Annotated in this window: 14 protein-coding genes; 9 read left to right on the plus strand and 5 right to left on the minus strand. The window is 62.1% G+C overall.

From position 1 onward, the window contains the following. Positions 1 to 21 precede the first annotated feature (21 nt). Positions 22 to 552: a hypothetical protein gene (locus GVL52_RS24645; RefSeq protein WP_160011981.1), complete on the minus strand. Its 531-nt coding sequence runs from the start codon at positions 550 to 552 to the stop codon at positions 22 to 24. A 188-nt stretch (positions 553 to 740) separates the two neighbouring features. On the opposite strand from GVL52_RS24645, the gene GVL52_RS24650 reads away from it, so the two are divergent. The 3 genes from GVL52_RS24650 (at position 741) to GVL52_RS24660 (ending at position 3,206) form a co-directional block, all read left to right on the plus strand. Continuing rightward, a complete protein-coding gene (locus GVL52_RS24650; RefSeq protein ID WP_160011983.1) occupies positions 741 to 1,952 on the plus strand; it encodes an NADP-dependent isocitrate dehydrogenase in 1,212 nt (403 codons plus the stop codon). A gap of 82 nt (positions 1,953 to 2,034) precedes the next feature. Further along, positions 2,035 to 2,481, plus strand: coding sequence for a GNAT family N-acetyltransferase (locus GVL52_RS24655; protein ID WP_160011985.1), 447 nt, complete (start codon positions 2,035 to 2,037; stop codon positions 2,479 to 2,481). A gap of 95 nt (positions 2,482 to 2,576) precedes the next feature. Beyond that, positions 2,577 to 3,206 (plus strand): glutathione S-transferase family protein, encoded by a 630-nt coding sequence (locus GVL52_RS24660; RefSeq protein ID WP_160011987.1) that lies wholly within the window; start codon positions 2,577 to 2,579, stop codon positions 3,204 to 3,206. A gap of 200 nt (positions 3,207 to 3,406) precedes the next feature. On the opposite strand, the gene alaS is transcribed toward GVL52_RS24660, so the two are convergent. Both alaS and recA read right to left on the minus strand, forming a co-directional pair. Next, on the minus strand, positions 3,407 to 6,067 hold the full coding sequence (gene alaS, locus GVL52_RS24665) for an alanine--tRNA ligase (RefSeq protein WP_160011989.1): 2,661 nt from the start codon (positions 6,065 to 6,067) through the stop codon (positions 3,407 to 3,409). A 156-nt stretch (positions 6,068 to 6,223) separates the two neighbouring features. After that, positions 6,224 to 7,303 carry a recombinase RecA gene (gene recA, locus GVL52_RS24670; RefSeq protein WP_160011991.1) on the minus strand — a complete coding sequence of 360 codons (1,080 nt, stop codon included), beginning with the start codon at positions 7,301 to 7,303 and terminating at the stop codon, positions 6,224 to 6,226. Positions 7,304 to 7,568: 265 nt separating this feature from the next. Here recA and GVL52_RS24675 point away from each other — a divergent pair, with 265 nt between their 5' ends. Continuing rightward, entirely contained in the window at positions 7,569 to 8,513 is a 945-nt protein-coding gene (locus tag GVL52_RS24675; RefSeq protein ID WP_160011993.1) for a carbohydrate kinase family protein, read from the plus strand. 30 nt (positions 8,514 to 8,543) lie between these two features. Beyond that, the gene (locus GVL52_RS24680; protein ID WP_160011995.1) at positions 8,544 to 9,470 is read left to right on the plus strand and encodes a pseudouridine-5'-phosphate glycosidase; all 927 of its coding nucleotides are present in this window, start codon (positions 8,544 to 8,546) and stop codon (positions 9,468 to 9,470) included. Positions 9,471 to 9,734: 264 nt separating this feature from the next. Here the strand turns inward: GVL52_RS24680 and cckA are convergent, their stop codons facing one another. Then, positions 9,735 to 12,335, minus strand: coding sequence for a cell cycle histidine kinase CckA (gene cckA, locus GVL52_RS24685; protein WP_160011997.1), 2,601 nt, complete (start codon positions 12,333 to 12,335; stop codon positions 9,735 to 9,737). 302 nt (positions 12,336 to 12,637) lie between these two features. Between cckA and GVL52_RS24690 the strand changes: the two genes are divergently transcribed. After that, positions 12,638 to 13,666 carry a flagellar biosynthetic protein FliO gene (locus GVL52_RS24690; protein ID WP_160011999.1) on the plus strand — a complete coding sequence of 343 codons (1,029 nt, stop codon included), beginning with the start codon at positions 12,638 to 12,640 and terminating at the stop codon, positions 13,664 to 13,666. Positions 13,667 to 13,754: 88 nt separating this feature from the next. Here GVL52_RS24690 and dksA read toward each other — a convergent pair whose 3' ends face one another. Beyond that, positions 13,755 to 14,174: an RNA polymerase-binding protein DksA gene (gene dksA, locus GVL52_RS24695; RefSeq protein ID WP_160012001.1), complete on the minus strand. Its 420-nt coding sequence runs from the start codon at positions 14,172 to 14,174 to the stop codon at positions 13,755 to 13,757. 274 nt (positions 14,175 to 14,448) lie between these two features. Between dksA and GVL52_RS24700 the strand changes: the two genes are divergently transcribed. The 3 genes from GVL52_RS24700 (at position 14,449) to GVL52_RS24710 (ending at position 17,606) form a co-directional block, all read left to right on the plus strand. Beyond that, positions 14,449 to 14,946 (plus strand): histidine phosphatase family protein, encoded by a 498-nt coding sequence (locus GVL52_RS24700; protein WP_160012003.1) that lies wholly within the window; start codon positions 14,449 to 14,451, stop codon positions 14,944 to 14,946. A 90-nt stretch (positions 14,947 to 15,036) separates the two neighbouring features. After that, positions 15,037 to 16,512 (plus strand): YcjX family protein, encoded by a 1,476-nt coding sequence (locus GVL52_RS24705; protein ID WP_160012005.1) that lies wholly within the window; start codon positions 15,037 to 15,039, stop codon positions 16,510 to 16,512. Beyond that, the gene (locus tag GVL52_RS24710) at positions 16,509 to 17,606 is read left to right on the plus strand and encodes a YcjF family protein (protein ID WP_160012007.1); all 1,098 of its coding nucleotides are present in this window, start codon (positions 16,509 to 16,511) and stop codon (positions 17,604 to 17,606) included. The genes GVL52_RS24705 and GVL52_RS24710 overlap by 4 nt, the downstream gene beginning before the upstream one ends. The last annotated feature ends 117 nt before the right edge of the window (positions 17,607 to 17,723 follow it).

The raw sequence follows: 17,723 nt of genomic DNA on the forward strand, positions 1-17,723 counted from the left end.
TAGCCCTTACGCCGGCAGAATCTATTGGCCCTTGGCGATCAGCACCATCGTGTTCTTCAGCGAGTTCACCGGCTGGCCGGGATCACCCTCGGTGATCACGTCATCGATGACAGCCTTGCCGGCCTCTTCCACCACCTCGAAACGTACCGTCGTCAGCGCCTGCTTGTCATCGACACCATCCATGCAGGTCTGCTTCTTGAAGGTGACGACCACTTCCGTGGTGCCATTGGCGCCGGGCTTTGGCGTATAGGTCATGTCCTCCAGCGGGCAGGCATCCTGGCCGTTGACGATGACGTCGTAGTCGAACGGCGAGATTCCATCCTCGTCGGCTGCCGGATTCTGCACGGCAGCGCGGTACTTCTCGACGAAATCCTTGCTGTAGACCCTGACCAGCCGGCTCTCTTCGAAAATATCGACCCAGTCATTGTCGGCACCCGACCAGTTCTTGGTCGTGGCATCCATGATTTCCCTGACCGGTGCCGTCGCGTCGGCAGCAAATACGGGGGCACCAAGGCCGAGCAGAAGGGCGAAAGCGAGCGAAATTGTCTTCATGATGAAATGTCCGGGGCAATGGTTTTGGCCGGAGACTAGCCATTTTCGCCGGCTTGGCAATCGTTCAAAATCACGCGATTCTGCAATGCTTGCGGCTTTGCACTCCGGGCTCACAATGCTATAGCCCTCGGGATTTTATATCACCCACCCGGGACGCCCGTCCCTCTAAAGCTTAACGAGGCAGATACATGAAGAAGATCAAGGTCGCCAACCCCGTCGCCGATCTCGACGGCGATGAAATGACGCGCATCATCTGGCAGCTCATCAAGGATAAGCTGATCCATCCGTATCTCGACCTCGACATCGACTACTTCGACCTCTCGGTCGAAAACCGCGACGCCACCAACGACCAGGTGACGATCGACGCCGCCCACGCCATCAAGAAGCACGGCGTCGGCATCAAGTGCGCGACGATCACGCCGGATGAAGACCGCGTCAAGGAATTCAACCTGAAGCAGATGTGGAAGAGCCCGAACGGCACGATCCGCAACATCCTCGGCGGCGTCATCTTCCGCGAGCCGATCATCTGCCAGAACGTTCCTCGCCTGGTTCCCGGCTGGACCAAGCCGATCGTTGTCGGCCGTCACGCTTTCGGCGACCAGTACAAGGCAACCGATTTCAAATTCCCCGGCAAGGGCAAGCTGACGATCAAGTTCGTCGGTGAAGACGGCCAGGTGATCGAGAAGGACGTGTTCGACGCGCCCGGCGCCGGTGTTGCCATGGCAATGTACAATCTCGACGAATCGATCCGCGAATTCGCCCGCGCCTCGATGATGTACGGCCTGATGCGCAAGTGGCCGGTTTATCTCTCGACCAAGAACACCATCCTCAAGGCCTATGACGGTCGCTTCAAGGATATCTTCGAAGAGATCTACCAGACCGAGTTCAAGGAAAAGTTCGCCGAAGTCGGCATCACCTACGAACACCGCCTGATCGACGACATGGTCGCCTCGGCGCTGAAGTGGTCCGGTGGTTACGTCTGGGCCTGCAAGAACTACGACGGCGACGTCCAGTCCGATACGGTTGCACAGGGCTTCGGCTCGCTCGGCCTGATGACCTCGGTTCTGCTGTCGCCGGATGGCCGCACCGTTGAAGCCGAAGCTGCTCACGGCACGGTCACCCGCCACTACCGCCAGCACCAGAAGGGCCAGGAAACCTCGACGAACTCGATCGCCTCGATCTTCGCCTGGACCCGTGGCCTCGCGCACCGCGCCAAGCTCGACGACAACACCGAACTGGCCAACTTCGCAGCCACCCTCGAAAAGGTCTGCGTCGATACCGTTGAAGCCGGCTTCATGACCAAGGACCTGGCACTGCTGATCGGACCGGACCAGCCCTGGCTGTCCACCACCGCCTTCCTCGACAAGATCGACGAGAACCTGCAAAAGGCGATGGCATAAGCCATCATCCAATATGCGAACGATACGGCGGGGATTTTCCCCGCCGTTTTCATTTCAAGGCAGTCATGAGGGAGCAAGAACGATGACCACCACGATCCGCCCGCTGCAACCATCCCACCGCGCCGCCTGGGAGCCACTCTGGGCCGGCTACCAGACCTTTTACGACGTCGCCATTCCGCAGGAGACCACCGACCTCACCTGGGGCCGCTTCCACGACCCGGCTGAAGACATGCACGCACTCGGCGCCTTCGACGACCACGGCCGCCTCGTCGGCATCGTCCACGCCATCTTCCACCGCTCCACCTGGCTGCCGAAATCGACCTGCTACCTGCAGGATCTCTACGTCGATGATACCCAGCGCGGCCTCGGAACGGGTGCGGCGCTGATCGACGCCGTCGCCGACCTCGCCCGCGCACACGGCGCCGGCCGCCTCTACTGGATGACCCACGAGACCAACGCCACCGCCCGCAAGCTGTACGACAGGATCGCTGATCGCTCCGGCTTCATCCAGTATCGCAAGGCGCTGTGAGGTCCGGGCTTTCCGAAAAGCGCGCGCTGCCATATCTTGTCTTGAGGACGACATATGGCAACCCGGCGGCGCTTGAACGAGCGAAGGAGCAAAGCATGGCAGACGAACTGGTCTTCTACACCAACCCGATGTCGCGCGGCCGCATTGCCCGCTGGATGCTGGAGGAAACAGGCGTTCCCTACACCAGCGAGATCATGGGCTTCGACGGCGCCATCAAGGCGCCGGACTATCTGGCGGTCAACCCGATGGGCAAGGTGCCGGCGATCCGCCACGGCAAGACCATTGTCACCGAATGCGCCGCCATCTGCGCCTATCTCGCGGAAACATTTCCGGATGCCCGGTTGGCGCCGCTGCCGGAAGAACGCGGCAGCTACTATCGCTGGATGTTCTTTGCCGCCGGCCCGCTGGAAGCCGCCGTCACCAATCGCGCGCTCGGCTTCCAGACGCCGCCCGACAAGAGCCGCATGGCTGGTTATGGCAGCTATGCCGATGTGATGGACACGCTGGAGAAAGCCGTCAGCACCACGCCCTTTATCGCAGGAAACCGCTTCACCGCCGCCGACGTCTATGTCGGCTCGCATATCGGCTGGGGCCTCGGCTTCGGTACCATCGACAAGCGCCCGGCCTTCGCCGACTACCTCGCCCGCGTTACCGATCGCCCCGGCTACAAGAGCGCCAACGCGCTCGATGACGAGGCGATGATGGCGATGCGAGAGCGCGCCTGATACTCAGGCGACTGGCATGCAGATCTCGGTGAGAAGCGCGGTCGCGGTACGTCGCGGTAGCTATCCATGTCGAAGCGTTATGCCCTTCGATCGGCCCAAGACAAGATGGACCGATTTGAAAAACCCTGCGGAATTCAAACGTCAGGCAAAGAAAAAGGCGGGGACCGGCCCCGCCTTTCAAAATGTCGTGCACTGCCGGCTCAGCCAGCCAGCGCAACTACCACGGCTTCCAGCGCCTCATCGGCCTTGGACCCGTCGGGGCCACCGGCCTGCGCCATGTCGGGACGGCCCCCGCCGCCCTTGCCGCCGAGCGCTGCAGACGCGACCCGCACCAGATCGACCGCGCTGAAGCGCCCGACCAGATCGGGCGTCACGGCAACCACCGCACTCGCCTTGCCGTCATCGGACACACCGATCAGCGCCACGACGCCCGAACCGAGGCTCGCCTTGCCGTCGTCGGCGAGACTCTTCAGGTCCTTCGGATCGACGCCCGAAATCGCCTTGCCGAGGAACTTGACGCCAGCGACCTCGCGCACCGCTTCTTCAGAGCCGCCCTGCCCGCCGCCCATGGCAAGCTTGCGCTTGGCATCGGCCAGTTCTTTTTCCAGCTTACGGCGCTCGTCCATCAGCGCTTCGACGCGGGTGAGAACTTCGCCCGGCTGCACCTTCAATGCGCCGGCCAGGGCCTTCACCCGATCGTCCTGTTCAGAGAGATAGGCACGGGCCGCTTCGCCGGTCACCGCCTCGATGCGGCGCACGCCGGAGCTGACCGCGCTATCGCCGAGAATACGCACCAGCCCGATATCACCGGTCGCAGACACATGTGTGCCGCCGCAGAGTTCGATCGAATAAGGCTTGCCGGTCTTGGCGCCATGCAGGCCCTTGCCCATGGCCACGACGCGCACTTCATCGCCATACTTCTCGCCGAACAGCGCCATGGCGCCCTCGGCGCGGGCATCGTCGACGCTCATCAGCCGCGTCGTCACCGGCGCATTCTGCAGGATGATCTCGTTGGCCATATCCTCGACCACCTTCAGCTCTTCCTGAGACATCGGCTTCGGATGCGAAACGTCGAAGCGTAGCCGATCCGGCGTCACCAGCGAGCCCTTCTGGGCGACATGGTGCCCGAGCACTTCGCGCAGCGCCTCATGCAGCAAATGCGTTGCCGAGTGGTTGGCGCGGATATGCGAGCGGCGGGCGTGATCGACGGTCATCGCTACGGCGTCGCCAGCCTTGATCGTGCCTTCGACGACGGTGCCGATGTGCACGAACAGTCCCTCGCCACGCTTCTGTGTGTCGGTGATCTCGATCTTGGCATTGTCGGACGAAATGATGCCGGCGTCACCCATCTGTCCGCCGGACTCGCCGTAGAACGGCGTCTGGGTGACGACGATCTGCACCTTGTCGCCGCTGGCAGCCTCGCCGACGGCCGCACCGTCCTTGACGATCGCCTGCACCACACCTTCGGCAGTCTCCGTGTCATAGCCGAGAAACTCGGTCGCGCCGTGCTTGTCGCGCAGTTCGAACCAGATGGTCTCGGTCGCCTTGTCGCCGGAGCCGGCCCAATGCGAGCGGGCTTCGGCCTTCTGGCGTTCCATCGCATCGGTAAAGCCACTGAGATCGACGTTGATTTCGCGGGCGCGCAGGGCGTCCTGCGTCAGGTCGAGCGGGAAGCCGTAGGTGTCGTAGAGCTTGAAGGCGGTCTCTCCGTCGAGCATGTCGCCCTTGCCGAGCGTGGTCGTTGCATCGGACAGCAGCGACAGGCCGCGCTTCAGAGTCGTGCGGAACTTGGTTTCCTCGAGCTTCAGCGTCTCGGTGATCAGCGCCTCGGCGCGCACCAGCTCCGGATAGGCGCGGCCCATCTGCTGGATCAGGGCCGGCAGCAGCTTCCACATCAAAGGCTCGCGGGCGCCGAGCAGTTCGGCATGGCGCATGGCGCGGCGCATGATGCGGCGCAGCACGTAACCGCGCCCTTCGGCAGCCGGCAGCACGCCGTCAGCGATCAGGAAGGCGGACGAGCGCAGATGGTCGGCGATGACGCGGTGGCTGGCACGCTGCTCACCCTCGGCCTTGACGCCGGTGGCTTCCTCGGACGCGGCAATCAGCGCCCGGAACAGGTCGATGTCGTAATTGTCATGCTTGCCCTGCAGCAGGGCGGCAACACGCTCAAGGCCCATGCCTGTGTCGATCGACGGACGCGGCAGGTCGACGCGCTCTTCCTTGGAGAGCTGCTCATACTGCATGAAGACGAGGTTCCAGATCTCGATGAACCGGTCGCCGTCTTCCTCGGCCGAGCCCGGAGGGCCGCCCCAGATGTGATCGCCGTGATCGTAGAAGATCTCCGAACAGGGACCGCAAGGACCGGTATCGCCCATCGCCCAGAAGTTGTCGCTGGTCGGGATGCGGATGATCTTGTCGTCGGACAGACCGGCGATCTTCTTCCAGAGGTTAAAGGCTTCGTCATCGGTGTGATAGACAGTGACCAGCAGCCGCTTGGCATCGATGCCGAACTCCTTGGTGATCAGCGTCCAGGCATGCTCGATCGCCTGTTCCTTGAAATAGTCGCCAAAGGAGAAATTGCCGAGCATTTCGAAGAAGGTATGGTGGCGCGCGGTGTAGCCGACATTGTCGAGGTCGTTATGCTTGCCGCCGGCGCGCACGCACTTCTGCGCCGTCGATGCCGTCCTGTAGGGACGCTGTTCCAGACCGGTGAACACATTCTTGAACTGGACCATGCCGGCATTGGTGAACATCAACGTAGGGTCGTTGCGCGGCACGAGCGGGCTCGATGGAACGATCTCGTGGCCGTTCTTCTTGAAGTAGTCGAGGAAGGTCGACCGAATTTCGTTCACACCGCTCATGCTATGCCCTTCAGTGCTGCTCAAGGCAGGTCAAATCTTAAAATTCAGTGGCTTTTATCGCTCGCGTTAACCACTGTCCAGCAGACAAACAAAACCGGCCGCATTCTGATCAAGGAATGCGGCCGGTTTTGATTTATTTAAGTGACGGCAGACGTCTTAGGCGTCGCCATCCGCATCATTGGCATCGGGACCGCCATTCTGCAGCTTCTCGGCCAACAGTCCAGCGTTCTGGCGGATCAACGTCTCGATCTCGCGCATCATCTCGGGATTGTCGCGCAGAAAGATCTTGGCATTTTCACGCCCCTGCCCGAGCCGCTGACTGTTGTAGGAGAACCAGGCACCCGATTTCTCGACAATGCCGGCCTTGACGCCGAGATCGACCAGTTCGCCGGTCTTCGAGACGCCTTCGCCATACATGATGTCGAATTCGACCTGCTTGAACGGAGGCGCCATCTTGTTCTTGACGACCTTGACGCGCGTCTGGTTGCCGATCACCTCTTCGCGCTCCTTGACCGCGCCGATACGGCGGATGTCGAGGCGAACCGAGGCATAGAATTTCAGCGCGTTACCGCCCGTCGTTGTTTCCGGCGAACCGAACATGACGCCGATCTTCATGCGGATCTGGTTGATGAAGATCACCATGGTCTTCGACTTCGAGATCGAAGCCGTCAGCTTGCGCAGCGCCTGGCTCATCAGTCGTGCCTGAAGACCCGGCAGGCTGTCGCCCATCTCGCCTTCGATTTCAGCACGCGGTGTCAGAGCCGCGACCGAATCGATGACAAGCACGTCAATGGCGCCGGAGCGCACCAGCGTGTCGGTGATTTCAAGTGCCTGCTCACCGGTATCGGGCTGCGAGATCAAAAGGTTCTGCAGATCGACGCCAAGCTTGCGGGCATAGACCGGATCCAGCGCGTGTTCGGCGTCGACGAAGGCGCAGATGCCGCCCTTCTTCTGGGCTTCCGCAATGGTCTGCAGCGCCAGTGTCGTCTTGCCCGAGCTTTCAGGTCCGTAAATCTCGATGATACGGCCCTTGGGAAGGCCGCCAATTCCGAGTGCGATATCCAGTCCGAGAGAGCCCGTCGAAACAGTCTCGATCTCGACCACGCTCTCATTCGAGCCCAGCTTCATGATTGAGCCCTTGCCGAACGACCGCTCGATCTGTGAGAGTGCCGCTTCAAGCGCCTTGCTTTTGTCCACCGATTTGTCCTCTACGAGCCGCAATGTATTCTGTGACATTCGATCCACCTTTAGGTTATTGAAGCCGCTCAAGCAATGTCGCCGCCGATGTCGATTTTGTACCGCATTTGTTCTCATTCTGCAAGTGCCGTTCAAAGCATTGAAAGAAAAAGGTAAAACGGCCTGTGTTCTACATTTGTTTTATCCATGCAAAGCAAAGCCTTACGGTGATGGCGGGAGAGACTGAAGCGTTCTCCGCGCCTCCCCGATTCGGCTCAATCGAGGCTTTGAACCTCGCGTCACGGCCGGGTTCGAGACATCCGGCATGAGCAAGAAGATTCTCGTTCTTGGCGGTGCCCATATTGACCGGCGCGGCCGCATCTCCGGAACGACGGCCGCAGGCGCCAGCAATCCGGGCTCCTGGTTCGAGGAAGCCGGCGGCGGCGGCTTCAATGCCGCCCGCAATCTCGCTCGACTTGGCTTCGACGTCACGATGATCTCGCCCCGCGGCGGCGACCCGACCGGCGAGATGGTCGGCGAAGCGGCCGATTTTGCCGGCGTCACCGATCGCCCCTTCGTCTTCCTCGACCGCAAGACGCCGAGCTATACGGCAATCATCGAACGCGACGGCAATCTGGTGATTGCGCTGGCCGACATGGATCTCTACCGCATGTTCGTGCCGCGCCGCCTGTCGATCCGCTCGGTGCGCGACGCCTTTGCCGCCACCGACCTGGTGCTTTTCGACGCCAACCTGCCCGAGGACACGCTGGCCTCGATCACCGCCCGCGCCAAGGCACTCGGCAAGCCGGTCGCCGCCATCGCCATCTCGCCCGCCAAGGCAATCAAGCTGAAGCCATGCATCTCAGGGATAGACTACCTCTTCCTCAACGAGGCGGAGGCGGCAGCTCTGACAGGAGAACGCCCGAACGACCCGGCACACTGGCCATCACTGCTCGGTGACATCGGCCTCAGGGGCGGCGTCATCACCCGCGGGCAGCAAGAGCTGATCGCGTTTTCGGGCGGCCATGTCGTGGCGCTGCAGCCGGCCAATGTCGAGCATGTCTCCGATGTGACCGGTGCCGGGGATTCGCTTGCCTCGGGCGTCCTCGCGGCGCTGCTGCGCGGTGCGCCGATGGATGAGGCGATCCGCGAGGGCGCTGCAGCCGCAGCACTGACAGTTCAGTCGCCCAATGCGGTCAACGAAAAGCTCTCCGCCGATCTGCTGAAACAGGCGCTGGCTCTTGTCCCGCAGGCCAGAATTCTGCATTGAAACGCCAATGAAGACGAAATGGAAGATCCGATGACCAAACCTGTCTCTCCCCTGCTGCCGATCGCCTATTCCAGGGAAGTCGCCAGCGCCAAGCAGCGCGGCGCTCCGATCGTGGCGCTCGAATCGACGATCATCACCCATGGCATGCCCTACCCCGGCAACATCGAGATGGCACGCAGCGTCGAATCGATCATCCGCGAACAGGGCGCCGTTCCGGCCACCATCGCCGTTATCCACGGCACGCTGCACATCGGCCTCGAAGCCGAGCAGCTGGAGCAGCTGGCCCAGGCCAAGGACGTGTTGAAAGTCTCCCGCGCTGACCTCGCCTTTGCCATCGCCGAGCGTCGCCATGGTGCAACAACGGTTGCCGCCACGATGATCGCCGCCGAGCGCGCCGGCATCAGGGTATTCGCAACCGGCGGCATCGGCGGCGTCCATCGCGGCGCTGAAGACAGCTTCGACATCTCGGCCGACCTTGAAGAACTCGGCCGCACCGGCGTCATCGTCGTCTGCGCCGGCGCCAAGGCAATTCTCGATGTGCCGAAGACGCTGGAAGTGCTGGAAACCGCAGGCGTGCCCGTCGTCACCTACGAGAGCGAAGAGTTCCCGGCATTCTGGTCGCGCTCATCCGGTCTGCGCAGCCCGCTGACGCTGAACAGCCCGGCAGCGATTGCCAATTTCCAGACGGTGCGCGAACAGCTCGGCATCGTCGGCGGCATGCTGATCGCCAACCCGGTGCCGGAAGCCGACGAAATCCCGGCCGAAGAGATGGAAATCTACATCCAGCGGGCGCTCGATAGTGCCGAGCGTGACGAGATTTCAGGCAAGGCCGTGACGCCTTATCTGCTCAGCACCATCTTCGACCTGACCGATGGCCAGAGCCTGAAGACGAACATTGCGCTGGTCGAGAACAATGCCCGGCTGGCTGCGGAAATTGCGGTCGCACTGACGGCTTGAGGATTGGCGGGGTTGGGTTCGGCAACGCAGGTTGTGCAGTGCAAGCCCCCCTTTGCCCTGCCGGGCATCTCCCCCACAGGTGGGGAGATTGGCTGGGCGCAACCCGCTCGTTCCAACTTTGGCTGACCGGCCAACTTCAGCTGACTGGCGAAGAGCCAACCACTTTCCGATATCCCCCCTTGTGGGGGGATCTCCGGCAGGACAGAGGGGTATGACACACGGCACAACACCTCTTGCGCGCCGCCGACAACACCCCTCACCCACTCAGCTCTCCAGCGTCTCCTTGACCACGACAGCCAGTTGCTTCAGCGAAAATGGCTTCGGCAGGAACCCGAACTTCGATTCCGGCGGCAGGTTGCGGGCAAAGGCGTCCTCGGCATAACCCGAGACGAAGATGAACTTCATGTCGGGATATTTCTTGCGCAATTCGCGCAGCAGCGTCGGCCCGTCCATTTCAGGCATCACCACGTCGGAAACGACGATATCCACCTTGCCGTCGAGCTCTTCCATGATGTCGAGCGCCTCGACGCCTGATCCTGCCTCATGAACGGTGTAGCCACGGGTCTCCAGCATCCGCTTGCCGCCGCGGCGCACGGCCTCCTCGTCCTCGACGAGCAGGATGACCGCAGATCCGGTCAGATCTTCCGGCTGCTCCGGCTTGGCCGGCAACAACGGCACGACGTTGCCGGCATTCGGCGTCACCGCATCGGCTTCGGCCGCAATCGACGGCTCGACGATGTGGCGCGGCAGGAACACACGGAAGGTCGTGCCCTTGCCGACTTCCGATTCCGGCTGGATGTAACCGCCCGACTGCTTGACGATGCCGTAGACCATCGCGAGGCCGAGACCGGTGCCCTTGCCCACTTCCTTGGTGGTGAAGAACGGCTCGAAGATCTTGTCCATGATCTCTGGCGCGATGCCGGTGCCGTTATCCGACACCTCGATCAGCACCATGTCTTCGTGCGGCATGTAGGAATAGTTGAAGGCGGCAACCTCGGCCGCCGTCGCGTTCTTGGTCCGCACGATCAGCTTGCCGCCTTGCGGCATGGCATCGCGGGCGTTGACGCAGAGGTTGATCAGCACCTGCTCGAATTGCGACAGGTCGGTCTTCACAGGCCAGAGATCGCGCCCGTATTCGACGTCGAGCTTGACGTTGGTGCCGGAAAGCAACCGATCGACCAGCATCCTGAGATCGCCGACAACGTCAGTGAGGTTCAGCACGGTCGGCCGCATCGTCTGCTTGCGCGAGAAGGCCAGCAACTGGCGCACCAGCACGGCGGCGCGGTTGGCGTTGCGCTTGATCTCCATCAGATCGGCAAAGCCCGAATCGGCCGGGCGTGCCTGCAGCAGCAGGTGATCGGACGATAGCAGGATCGCCGTCAGAACATTGTTGAAATCGTGGGCGATGCCGCCGGCGAGCGTTCCCACGGCATTCATCTTCTGCGTCTGCGCCATCTGCGCCTCGAGCGCCTTCTGCTCGGTCACCTCGACGGCATAGACGATCGCTGCCTCCTCCGGAGCTTCTTCGCTCTGGTCGATCACCGCGTTGACGTAGAAACGGAAGTGGCGGCCGTCATCGGCCTGTGTCTTGGAATCGAGCGGTGGGATATCGCCCTGCCGATCCTTCGCTGCCGCCAGCGCGCCCTGAAGCCGCGGCTTGTCGATGTCCTGCACGATAGTCTCGAACAGCGCACCGTTCTCGACATCATCGCGCGAGACGATACCGGAGAACAGCTTCAGGAACGGCGCATTGGTCCGCAAAATCCGGCCGTCGCCATCGAGCGACGCGATCGCCATCGGCGTGTTGTTGAAGAAGCGGGTAAAGCGCATCGAGGCGGCCGAGGCCGACTGGTCGCCGTCCTTGCTGTCGCGGCGGGTCAAAACGATCGACCGGCTTTCGCCAGGGGCACCGTCACGCATCGAGGTGACGCTGTGGACGATCTGCACCGGCACGCTCTGGCCGTTCGATTTCTTCAGGTCGAGATCGAGCGTCACGGTCTTCTTCAGGCCCGGATCGGCCTGCACCGACTGGATCAGCGCCAGCCCCTCGCCGGCCACCATGTCGCCAATCGTCATCGAGCCCGGCACGAACTTGGTGAGATCGATGCCCAGCCATTCGGCCAGCGTCGCATTGAGATAGAAGATCTCGCCCTTGCGCCCCGCCGAAAAGAAGCCGGCCGGCGCATGGTCGAGGTAATCGATGGCGTTCTGCAATTCCTTGAAGAAGCGTTCCTGGTCGTCGCGCTCCGAGGTGATGTCGCTGATCTGCCAGATGCGCAGCGGCTTGCCGCCGCTTTCCTCGCCCTGCAGCACCCGAGCCTTCAGCCGGTACCAATGCGCGCCCGATCCATTCAGCGACGGCCCAAGGGCGCGCAGCAGCCGGAACTCCTCATGTCCCTCTTTGCCGTCTCGCAGGCCGTTCGACAGCCGGTAGAGCGCCTCGTTGGATTCGCGGTGGCGCGACAGCAACGCCTCGAGCGTCTGCACCTCGGTCGGCTTGCGGGCACCGGTCAAGGCGCCATAGGCGGCGTTGGCGTAAACGATCCGGCCTTTTTCGTCGGTGATCAGCGAACCATCGGGATGGCTGTTGAGAAATGCCCGCGCCAGGCTGTCGGATTGCCGCTGCGGCATCACCTCGATAAAGCCGATGATCGACGACACCAGGAAGAAGATGCCGACCATGGCCAGCACGCCGAGAACACCGAGCACCATCTCGTTGTCGAGCGAACTCTTGAACACGACGAAGGCGGCCGCAGCACCAATCAGTACCAGTGCCAGCAGCAGAATCCGCAAGGCTGTTCCCGCGCGTCCTCCGCGGTCCACGAGCGGTTCGCTAAAATTGTCGGCCTGACGGGATTTCGTCATGTAGTTCCTCGCATTGCCTGCCGGCCTTCACTCATGACCTAGCCTTAACTCGTGACTAAGAGACGGAGCAGGAATCAGGCGCTTCTTCCTTCTTAGCAATTTGCTGCCCGGTCAAAAACACCAGTAACCATGAAGAGTGATTGAATTCACAAGCTACAGCGCCAGTTTTGCCGTTAAATGTCGAATGAGACGACACCACCGACCAGAGTTGCGTCTTTCCGTCACTGGACAAGGTGCTTAGCCCTTGTCTACGAAGCGTAAAAGTCGTCATGTGATGAAAAGCCGCGAAGGAGTACGCGAATATGTTCGATGATCTCATGGGAGCCTATGGCAACCGTTTCTTCATTGCAGCAGGTGGCGTGGCCATTGGGTTGCTGCTTCTCGTGGCGATCCTGTGGATCATGCGCAACCGGGCGCCGTCTCCCTTCGTCCGCGGCGGCCGCAACCGCCAGCCCCGGCTGCAGGTCCTGGATGCAGCAGCGGTCGATGCCCGTCGCCGCCTGGTGCTGGTGCGCCGCGACGATGTCGAGCATCTGATCATGATCGGCGGACCATCCGATATCGTCATCGAAAGCAGAATTCTGCCGATCGATGCATCCGAACCGGAAAGGGCACCCGAGCGTCCACCCGCACCATCACCCGCACCATCACCCGCTCCGGCAAAACAGGAACCGGCGGTGATGGTCGCCGAGATGGAACCGATGCCAGAGCCAGTCGCGCAGCCGGCAGCCAGACCGCTCACGACCCGGGGCCTCTCGCCGATCGAGGAGTTCGCTCCGGCCCCGGAGCCGTTCGAGATCCAGCCCGTGGCTCCACCGCCAGTACCGCAACCGGCGCCCCGCCAGCCCACCTTCGAGGTCGAGATCGAACGGGCGCAGCCGCCTGCGCCCGTCGAGTTTCGCCCGCAGCCGCCTGTCGTCCTCCATCAGGAGCCGGCTCGCATCGAGACGGCCGCCGCAGCCGACATCCTTGATTCGGCCCGCCAGCGTGTCCTGTCCCCGCAGAGAATAGAGCCGCAGGTGATGAGCCCGCCGATAACGCAGGCGCCGAATTTCTATCCGGCAGCCCCACAGCCGGCGCCCGCTGCCCCACAGCGCCCCGCACCTTCCGCCCAGCCGAGCGACTTCCAGCGGGTTCTCGAAGAAGAGATGAGCACAAACTTTGCGATGGAGCAGCGGATCGCGCAGCAGCCAAGCGCGCCTGTCCGCCCCGCCCCCACCAATATGCCGCGCCGGGATCCGGAAATGGCACCGATGACCGGAGCAGACGCCGCACTGCAGAACGAAGTTGCCCGCATCTTCGGCGAGATGAGCGTCAATCGCGACAAGTAATCAGCGACCGTCACAAGTCGCCATCCGTGCAAACAAAAAAGGCACCGCGATCACGCGGTGCCTTTTGTATTTTGTGATGCCGTCGGGATTATTCGTCCCGATAGACCTTTTCGCGGCGCTCGTGACGTTCCTGCGCCTCGATGGACAGCGTGGCGATCGGGCGAGCGTCGAGACGCTTGAGGCCGATCGGCTCACCGGTTTCCTCGCAATAGCCGTATGTACCTTCCTCGATACGCTGCAGTGCAGAATCGATCTTGGAAATCAGCTTTCTCTGGCGATCACGGGCGCGCAGCTCGATGGCTCTGTCCGTCTCGGACGACGCCCTGTCGGCGAGATCCGGATGGTTTGCGCTTTCCTCGGCAAGATGCTCGAGGGTCTCGCGCGCTTCTCTGAGGATATCGTTTCTCCAGGCCACCAGCTTTGCCCTGAAATAGGCCCGCTGATTGCCGTTCATAAACTCTTCCTCTTCCGAGGGCACGTATTTGCTAAGATCGATCTTCTCACTCAACGCGATTCTCCTGAAGAACATCTCATCTCGCGGCTGTATATCCCGACCACCACGTGTGATTCAAGTCGAATCCGCTAGGTAAACATATTTTTAAATCTGTCACAATTTTGAGCTAACAGGCTATTTTTACGTCATTATTTCTTGAGCCGCCGGTTCAGCAACACCCGACAGAGTAGCAGCGGGGGCTTAACTTGCAGTCTCTATCGGTTGACCCGGTTGACGAAAGCCCCGGGCTAAAGCTACTGAAAAAGGCCAATCGACCGGGGATTCTCAGATGACCGCCATCACACCGCCGCCGTCCCGGATCTATCTTCTCAGGCACGCGGAAGCCGCTTGGCCGGCACCCGGACTGAGCGATTTCGAACGGGCGCTGACGGAAAAAGGCTATGCCGACGCCGAGATCGTGGCGGAAAATGCGGCAGACAAAGGCTACAAGCCCGATCTCGTCCTCAGTTCGACTGCTCTGCGCTGCCGCCAGACGGCCGATGCCATCCATCGTGCGATGGGCGAAAACCTCGACATCCGCTTTGTCGATGCGCTCTACAACGCCTCCCCTGACATCTACATCGACATCATAGCCGCGCAAAACGAGGTGACTTCAGTCATGCTCGTTGGCCACAATCCGGTCCTCGAGCAGACGCTCGAAGCGCTGATCGGCCATCAGGCGCTTGCGCAGGCCCTGCCAAACGGCTTCCCGCCAAGCGGACTGGCCGTTCTCGATTTCAACCAGGGCCTGAACGGCTGGCGCCTGATCGACTTCATGACCGACTGATCCGTTTCATCGAGCGCCTTTCGCGGGGGCGTCTTTTCCTTCTGCGTGCCGGTTCCTATATGGCGTTTACCCAGCAACTGGAATTTCGCCTTGCCGCCCAGCATGACATCCTTCACCGACGACGCACGCATTGCGCTCGACACGCTGTCCGATCGAGCCGCAGGCCTGGTCAATCCAACGATCCGTCTGGGTGTCACCGGCCTGTCGCGGGCCGGCAAGACCGTCTTCATCTCCTCGCTGGTGCACAATCTGCTACATGGCGGTCGATTGCCGCTGTTCGAACCGGTGCAGTCGGGCCGCGTTTCGGCGGTGCGCCTCGAACAGCAACCAGACGACGGCGTCCCACGCTTCCAGTATGAGGATCACATCCGGGCGCTGGTCAAGGACCGCATCTGGCCCGACTCGACCCGCGCCATTTCCGAACTGCGCCTCACCATCGATTACCAGAGCGCCAGCGGTTGGAACCGCTTCTTTTCGCCCGGCAGGCTGTCGATCGACATCGTCGACTATCCCGGCGAATGGCTGCTCGACCTGCCGCTGCTGACAAAGGACTACCGCACCTTCAGCGAGGAGACGATCGCTCTCGCGCGCTCAGGCATTCGTGCCGAACTCTCAAGCGCCTGGCTCGAGCAGACAGTCGGCTGCGACATCACCGCTGCAGCGGACGAAATGCGTGCCCGCGACCTCGCCGCCGCTTTCGCAGACTACCTCAAGGCCTGCAAGGCCGACGAACGCTCGCTATCGACGCTGCCGCCCGGCCGCTTCCTGCTGCCCGGCGATCTCGACGGCTCGCCTGCCCTGACCTTTGCGCCGCTGATGCTGCCGCCGGATGGCAAACCCGAAAAGGGATCGCTGTGGGCCATGATGGAGCGGCGCTACGAGGCCTACAAGTCGGTCGTGGTCAAGCCCTTCTTCCGCGAGCATTTCTCCCGCATCGACCGGCAGATCGTCCTTGTCGATGCCCTGCAGGCGATCAATCGCGGCCCGGAAGCGGTACAGGATCTGGAACGCGCCCTGACCGACGTTCTCGCCTGCTTCCGCCCGGGCAAAAATTCGCTGCTGTCATCCCTGCTCGGCCGCCGCATCGACCGGGTGCTGGTCGCAGCCACCAAGGCCGATCATCTGCATCACGAAAGCCATCACCGGCTGGACGCCCTGACACGTCGCCTCGTCGATCGCGCCATTCAGCGCATCGGCATGGCAGGCGCCGGCATCGAGGTCATGGCGCTGGCATCCGTCAGGGCCACGCGCGAAGCAACCGTCAAGCGCGACGGCGTTGAACTGCCTGTGATCGTCGGTACGCCGATTTCAGGCGAAACCATATCAGGCGAGACCTTTGACGGCGTGAAGAAGACCGCGATCTTTCCGGGCGACCTGCCTGAAAGCCCGGAAGCCCTGTTTGAAAGCATTGAATCCGGTGACAGCAATGTCCAACTGCCAGATGTGAACGTGGTCCGCTTCCGCCCACCCAGCCTCGACGAGACGGGTGGCGGTATCAAGCTGTCGGTGCCGCATATCCGGCTCGACCGCGCCATGCAATTTCTGTTCGGAGATCGCCTCGCATGATCAAGCCGCCCTCGGACCAGCCGCCGCACCCGCGCCGCGCGCCCGCGGCTTTCGCCTACGACGACGATAGCGACCCGAGCCGCACGGAAACCCGGCCGATCGACGCAATATCGCGCAAGCCGGCAAGTTTTTCCGGCGATGTCGTGCTGACATCGGATGAGGATGATCCATTCATCAATCCGGACAAGGACATCGCACCGGTTCCGGTAGCCCTGCCCCGCAAACGCGGCACGTCCTTCGGCAAGATCGCGCTCGGCGCTTTCGGCGTGCTGTTCTCGCTCGCCTTTGGGCTATGGACCGACAGCCTGATCCGAAACCTTTTCACCCGCGCCGACTGGCTTGGCTACGCGGCGCTGACAGCGCTTGGCATCGGCATCCTGGCGGTGATCGCCATGGTCATCAGGGAAACGGCGGGGATGATGCGGCTCGCCGCCGTCCAGACCATCAAGGCCGAAGCGGAAGCCGCCATCCTGGAGACCAGGCCTGCAAAGGCGCGTGCACTGGTGAAAAGCCTCGAACACCTGCTGGCGGCCAAGCCCGAAACCGCCCGCGGCCGCGCCACGCTGAAGGCCGCCGAAACGGATATCATCGATGCGCCGCATCTGGTGGCACTGGCAGAGCGCGAATTGCTGGCGCCACTCGATCGACAGGCCCGCAGCCTGATCCTCAACGCCTCCAAGCGCGTCTCGATCGTCACCGCCGTCAGCCCGCGCGCCATCGTCGACCTGCTCTACGTGCTCTACGAAGCGGCAAAGCTGATCCGCGCCATGGCCGATCTCTATGGCGGCCGGCCGGGAACGCTCGGCATGCTCAGGCTGATGCGGGATGTGCTGGCCCATCTCGCCGTGACCGGCTCGATCGCCGTCGGCGACAGCCTGGTGCAACAGGTCCTCGGCCACGGTCTTGCATCGAAGCTGTCGGCGCGTCTCGGCGAAGGCGTCATCAATGGGCTGATGACCGCCCGCATCGGCATCGCCGCCATGGATCTCTGCCGTCCGCTGGCCTTTCGCGCCCTCAAGCGCCCGGGAATCGGTGACTTCATCGGCGACCTGACACCGTCGATGACCCAGCGAGACAAGAACGGGCAGACGTAAGGCCCATTTTTGCCCACCGGCTGATCCTCGCTCAACAAATCGGCTAAATCACTGTCGATTCAAGAGCTTGGACCATGCGATCCAACCACCGACACGGCGTAGAAAAGCCTGCAATCG

The sequence above is a fragment of the Rhizobium sp. 18055 genome (assembly GCF_902706285.1).
Lineage (GTDB): Bacteria > Pseudomonadota > Alphaproteobacteria > Rhizobiales > Rhizobiaceae > Rhizobium.